This is a genomic window from Falsihalocynthiibacter sp. SS001 (genome assembly GCF_042445055.1).
In the GTDB taxonomy this organism is placed as follows: domain Bacteria; phylum Pseudomonadota; class Alphaproteobacteria; order Rhodobacterales; family Rhodobacteraceae; genus Falsihalocynthiibacter.
The window spans coordinates 2,776,021-2,782,500 of the sequence record NZ_CP170339.1 but is presented as its reverse complement, the minus strand read 5'-3'; the positions used below and the strand labels follow the sequence as shown (position 1 = coordinate 2,782,500).

1 protein-coding gene, 1 tRNA gene, 2 rRNA genes and 2 pseudogenes (1 of these 6 only partly in view) are annotated in these 6,480 nt (G+C 50.9%); 5 read left to right on the top strand and 1 reads right to left on the bottom strand.

Translation table 11 applies throughout. The features are described 5' to 3' along the window. From ACFE33_RS13340 to ACFE33_RS13320, 5 genes and pseudogenes are all read left to right on the top strand, one after another. Nucleotides 1-2,444, top strand: a 23S ribosomal RNA gene (locus ACFE33_RS13340) (it extends 391 nt beyond the left edge of the window). 138 nt (nucleotides 2,445-2,582) lie between these two features. Further along, nucleotides 2,583-2,697: ribosomal RNA gene (gene rrf / locus ACFE33_RS13335) — 5S ribosomal RNA — on the top strand. Between the two features lie 95 nt (nucleotides 2,698-2,792). Continuing rightward, a tRNA-Met gene (locus tag ACFE33_RS13330) sits at nucleotides 2,793-2,869 on the top strand. A gap of 376 nt (nucleotides 2,870-3,245) precedes the next feature. Continuing rightward, a pseudogene (locus ACFE33_RS13325) lies at nucleotides 3,246-4,372 on the top strand (IS3 family transposase). 34 nt (nucleotides 4,373-4,406) lie between these two features. Then, nucleotides 4,407-4,680: pseudogene (locus ACFE33_RS13320) on the top strand (DDE-type integrase/transposase/recombinase); the annotation flags it as partial. 218 nt (nucleotides 4,681-4,898) lie between these two features. Here ACFE33_RS13320 and ACFE33_RS13315 read toward each other — a convergent pair. Continuing rightward, the gene (locus tag ACFE33_RS13315; protein ID WP_380054303.1) at nucleotides 4,899-6,452 is read right to left on the bottom strand and encodes a phospholipase D family protein; all 1,554 of its coding nucleotides are present in this window, start codon (nucleotides 6,450-6,452) and stop codon (nucleotides 4,899-4,901) included. Between the last annotated feature and the right edge of the window lie 28 nt (nucleotides 6,453-6,480).

The following is a 6,480-nucleotide window of genomic DNA, read 5'->3' as shown; positions in this document are numbered from 1 at the left end:
TTAAGTAGGGCGGAACACGTGAAATTCTGTCTGAACATCGGGGGACCACCCTCGAAGGCTAAGTACTCCTTACTGACCGATAGCGAACCAGTACCGTGAGGGAAAGGTGAAAAGCACCCCGACGAGGGGAGTGAAACAGTTTCTGAAACCGGACGCCTACAATCAGTCGGAGCCTCCTTGAGAGGTGACGGCGTACCTTTTGTATAATGGGTCATCGACTTAGTGTATCTAGCAAGCTTAAGCCGTTAGGTGTAGGCGCAGCGAAAGCGAGTCTTAATAGGGCGACTGAGTTAGATGCATTAGACCCGAAACCGAGTGATCTAGGCATGACCAGGTTGAAGGTGAGGTAACACTCACTGGAGGACCGAACCCACACCTGTTGAAAAAGGTCGGGATGAGTTGTGCCTAGGGGTGAAAGGCCAATCAAACTCGGAGATAGCTGGTTCTCTGCGAAATCTATTTAGGTAGAGCGTCGGACGAATACTCTCGGGGGTAGAGCACTGAATGGGTAATGGGGACTCACCGTCTTACTGATCCTAATCAAACTCCGAATACCGAGAAGTAATATCCGGCAGACACACAGCGGGTGCTAACGCCCGTTGTGAAAAGGGAAACAACCCTGACCTACAGCTAAGGCCCCTAATTCATGGCTAAGTGGGAAAGCAGGTGGGACGACCAAAACAACCAGGAGGTTGGCTTAGAAGCAGCCATCCTTTAAAGATAGCGTAACAGCTCACTGGTCTAATTAAGTTGTCCTGCGGCGAAGATGTAACGGGGCTCAAGCCATGAGCCGAAGCTTAGGATGCATTTATTGCATGGTAGCAGAGCGTAGTGTGACATAGTTCCCATCCTCTTTAGCTTTCTTCGGAAAGCCTTGGAGGATAAGGAGCTTTCTGTGAAGCCCGGGCGTGAGCCATCGGGTGGAGAGATCACTAGTGAGAATGATGACATGAGTAGCGACAAACAGGGTGAGAGACCCTGTCGCCGAAAGTCCAAGGGTTCCTGCTTAAAGTTAATCTGAGCAGGGTAAGCCGACCCCTAAGGCGAGGCCGAAAGGCGTAGTCGATGGGAACCAGGTTAATATTCCTGGGCCGTGAGGTGGTGACGGATCTCGAAGGTAGTTCATCCTTATTGGATTGAATGGGCTGCTTAGAGGTTCCTGGAAATAGCCCCTCTTTAAGATCGTACCCTAAACCAACACAGGTGGACTGGTAGAGAATACCAAGGCGCTTGAGAGAACCACATTTAAGGAACTCGGCAAAATACCTCCGTAAGTTCGCGAGAAGGAGGCCCGATTAGGACGCAAGTCTTGGTCGGGGGCACAAACCAGGGGGTGGCGACTGTTTACTAAAAACATAGGGCTCTGCGAAGTCGCAAGACGACGTATAGGGTCTGACGCCTGCCCGGTGCCTGAAGGTTAAAAGGAGGAGTGCAAGCTCCGAATTGAAGCCCAGGTAAACGGCGGCCGTAACTATAACGGTCCTAAGGTAGCGAAATTCCTTGTCGGGTAAGTTCCGACCTGCACGAATGGCGTAACGACTTCCCCGCTGTCTCAAATGTGGACTCAGCGAAATTGAATTGCCTGTCAAGATGCAGGCTTCCCGCGGTTAGACGGAAAGACCCCGTGCACCTTCACTACAACTTTACACTGGCATCAGACACAATTTGTGCAGGATAGGTGGTAGGCTTTGAAACCGGAACGCCAGTTTCGGTGGAGCCTCCCTTGAGATACCACCCTAATTCTGTTTGATGTCTAACCGCGGTCCATTATCTGGATCCGGGACCCTGTATGGTGGGTAGTTTGACTGGGGCGGTCGCCTCCTAAAGAGTAACGGAGGCGCGCGAAGGTTGGCTCAGACCGGTCGGAAATCGGTCGTTGAGTGCAATGGCAGAAGCCAGCCTGACTGCGAGACTGACAAGTCGAGCAGAGACGAAAGTCGGTCATAGTGATCCGGTGGTCCCGAGTGGAAGGGCCATCGCTCAACGGATAAAAGGTACGCCGGGGATAACAGGCTGATACTGCCCAAGAGCTCATATCGACGGCAGTGTTTGGCACCTCGATGTCGGCTCATCTCATCCTGGGGCTGGAGCAGGTCCCAAGGGTACGGCTGTTCGCCGTTTAAAGAGGTACGTGAGCTGGGTTTAGAACGTCGTGAGACAGTTCGGTCCCTATCTGCCGTGGGTGTAGGAGATTTGAGAAGAGTTGCCCCTAGTACGAGAGGACCGGGGTGAACGTTCCACTGGTGGACCAGTTGTCATGCCAATGGCAGTGCTGGGTAGCTATGAACGGACAGGATAACCGCTGAAGGCATCTAAGCGGGAAGCCCCCTTCAAAACAAGATCTCCCTGAGGGCCGAGGTAGACCACCTCGTCGATAGGTCAGAGATGTAAGTGCGGTAACGCACTCAGTTGACTGATACTAATTGCCCGATAGGCTTGATTTGATCCAGTAGAAGCGAGACTTCTACAAACCTCACCACCGAACATCTGTTCGGGAACGGATGAGGCGGAAAAATCAAAAGCTGCACTTTTTTAAGTGAAACAAAACAAGATAGTAGCTGAGCGTTGTGTTTCTTTCTCGGTTTGGTGGTCATGGCACAAGTGAAACACCCGATCCCATCCCGAACTCGGCAGTTAAGCACTGTTGCGCCGATGGTACTGCGTCTTAAGGCGTGGGAGAGTAGGTCGCCGCCAAACCTAGTAAGAAACATAACACGTATCTCTCAAACGATACCTCAAGCCCCAGAACAAATATCTCCTGGGGGACGATAAGGGCCTCAAAACCCAAGCGTCGCGGGATGGAGCAGCCCGGTAGCTCGTCAGGCTCATAACCTGAAGGTCGTAGGTTCAAATCCTACTCCCGCAACCAATAAATATACATATAAAACAATAACTTACGAACCCCGCTCGCGGGGCCGATTGCGTTGCCAGTTCCACCCGTGGAAGCACTGTGGAAGCATAAGGACGCGTTTCGAAGTGTGTTATTTTGGATACGCAGGGTTTGAAACGGCTGTCTATCGTGTTGCGTCTCGTCGATACGCTTTTCGCTTCTCTACAAATGCAATGTCGCCTTCGTTGCGTACATTGACCAAGGTTGACGGAATCCAGATACGTTTTCCATTCGGCAGAATACGTTCGTGTGCACGACGTAAGTGTGGGATGGGGCTTGCGTGAGTTCCACCGAGGTTTTGGTCCTCCCCCTTTGAAGTGGTCCGCCCCTATAGTTAGGAATCGGAGGATTGAAAATGGGAATTAAGCGACACAAGCCAGAAGAGATTGTCACGAAGTTGCGGCAGGTTGAGGTGCTTTGCGGTCAAGGCATGCCGCGTGTTGATGCAATCCGGCAAGTGCAGATAACTGAACAGACGTTTTATCGTTGGCGCAAACAATATGGCGGAATGGGAACCGACCAACTGAGGGAACTAAAGCGGCTTCAGAAGGAGAATGATCGACTGCGGCGAGCCGTATCTGATCTGACCCTGGACAAGTTGATCCTGTCGGAAGCCGCACGGGGAAACTTCTGAGCCCCTCGCGCCGCCGCGCCTGCATCGATCACATTCGCAATGAGGTGCGGGTGTCTGAGCGGCGGATCTGTCGTGTTTTGGGGCAGAACCGATCCACCCAGAGGCGGTTGCCTGTTGACCGAAGTGACGAAGAACGGCTGGTTGCTGATATGATCGAACTGGCACGTCAGTATGGCCGGTACGGGTATCGCCGGATTGCGGCTCTGCTCAGGGATGCGGGCTGGCAGGTGAACGACAAGCGGGTTGAACGGTTGTGGCGGCGTGAGGGGCTCAAAGTACCCATGAAACAACCCAAGAAGGGGCGGCTCTGGCTAAATGATGGCTCATGTGTCCGGCTGCGGCCAGAGTATCGCAACCACGTCTGGTCGTATGACTTCGTTCATCATCGAACTGATGACGGGAAAGCGTTCCGGACCCTGAACATCTTGGACGAATACAGCCGGGAATGCCTGGCGATCCGGGTGAAGCGGAAGTTGAACTCGACAGAAGTCATCGACGCACTCACGGATCTGTTCATCTTGCGCGGCGTTCCGGCCTACATCAGGTCGGACAACGGCCCGGAGTTCATAGCTCGGGCTGTTCGAGACTGGATTGAGGCGGTTGGAGCCAAAACGGCTTACATTGAGCCTGGCTCGCCGTGGGAGAATGGGTATTGCGAAAGTTTCAATGCCCGGTTCCGCGACGAGTTGCTGAACGGGGAGAGCTTTTACACTCTACGCGAAGCACAGATTATCATCGAAAGCTGGAGGAAACACTAAAATACCAAACGACCACACAGTGCTCTGGGCTACCGCCCGCCGGCTCCGGAAACCATCGTCCCGATGGAACTAAGGCCGATCATGCACTAACATTCAAACTGGACTACTTAGGTGGGGCTGATCAAAATTCCTCAAGAAAACTATGAAACGTCATGGCAAATCCGAAGTGCTAGTCGCCGATAAACTTCGCTCATACGGCGCTGCGATGAAGGTGATTGGTAACGCGGCGAAACAGGAAATAGGACGCTGGAAAAACAATCACGCTGAGAATTCACACTTGAGTTTCGACGAAGAAACGAGCGACACACCGCTTTCGCCGAATGCGAAGTTTGCAGAAATTTGTTTCCGTTCACGCATCCGTTTTCAACCACTTCAATATGGATCGCAGTCTATCGCAATGAGTTCATTTCAAACTGAAACGCAACGCTGCTCTTACTGAGTGGCGCGGTCCCGGTGCGACATAAGGAGCAGTGAGGCTGACCTAGTAGAGACGAGTTCGAATTTGTCTGACACCACCAACCAAACAGATGAGCCAAACGCTCTCTTTGTTTAGGCCCCCATTGGTTCCAAAAACTCTGACGACGGACAAGGATCGATTTGAGTGGGGGCTAATTCGCTAGAGCAACCACTGAATAGGTAACCAGCCGATCATCACAACTAGGGCGCGGGAAAAAACGGTGGTCTTTGGCTCAATCTCGTGAACTACTTTTTCAGAGTTTGAAGATTCCTCTGTCCAAATTAGGTTACCGTCATTTGAGGCGGTGACGACATATGCCCATTCATCTAGATTCTGGTTTAGAACCTCGGAAACAAAACGGGCGAGTGATTTGCCTTTCACCAAGAAGCCCATTTCGGTGTTCAGGTTTGCAGATCGGGGGTCAAAATTGAAGGACCCTACAAAAACTTCAACACCATCAATGACAAACGTTTTTGCGTGTAGACTTGATCGGCTTTCTCCAGTTAACCCCATCTGATTGCTAAGAGTTCTGGGTTCTAATGTGGTTTTGAGTTCATACACACCCACACCCGCGTCTATGAGCTTGGGTCGATACCTAATATATCCAGAATGGACAGGGAGAACGTCAGTTGATTCCTGCGCATTCGTGAGTGTCCGAACTTTCAGACCTTTTTCAGCCCAAGAAGTTAAAAGGTCTCCCACGGTACCGCTTGGAATAAAATAGGCGGAGACCAAATCTACGCTGGCCTTGGGCGTCGGTAAAATCTCGAGCAGCTTTGAGTTTAATAATTCACTTTGCGGAATGGGCCCCAGACCCTTAGCTGGACTGTCACTTACCAGTTCTATTTCAGCCCATTCAAATCCGTATTTTGGATCAGTTAGGTGCTCAAGTATCTTCATTTCGTGTATGGCTTCATCAAATTCCGTCCCGCCGGGCAGGGAGCGTTGAAAGGCAACGGAGTCAAAAAGTGGTGACTGTGAGGCATCATATGGTGGAAGTACGTCCTCCGCCGCTACAGCGGAATCGCTCGCCCAATATAAATCGAAATCCTCTGATACATCGTTCGCGGCATCTCCGAATGCGATTAAGTCGAAGTCAAAATAATTGACATGCTCGTTTCTCGAAAAATAAATGTCTCCAATATTCCGACCTCCAACAATCGTAACGGCACCGTCGACCGTGAAGGATTTGTTGTGCATCCTTCTGTTCAGGCGATTAAAGTCTAGCAAAAATGATACTAAGCGCGGCTTTCTCAGAATGAATGGATTGAAAATGCGAACTTCAATATTTGGGTGCGCAGTCATTTGCGCGATTTCGAGATCTAAGTTTGGTGTGCCGTTGTCATCTAGAAGTAATCGCACACGAACGCCGCGCTCCGCGGCTTCATATAAACTTTCTAACAATAGAAGTCCGGTCAAATCGTCCTGCCATATGTAATAGCGGGCATCAATACTTGCTTGGGCGACTTCTGCTAATCGAATTCGCGCAGCGAAGGCTGCTGGGCCCTCAGCAAGTTGTGTCACGCCAGACTTGCCTGCATTTCCTAATTGCTTAGCAAGAACGAATGATCCAATTGTTGTTTCAACAGAAGCTGGAATTGCCAATGAATATGAGCGATTTTCTGAGTTTGGGACCGAGAAAAGGATGCGAAACGCAAAAGCTATTAGCCAAATGGACAAAGCGATTCCGAAGAAAATACGAACAAGTTTCAAAGGAACCCCCTATTACTTCGTCAAGTAC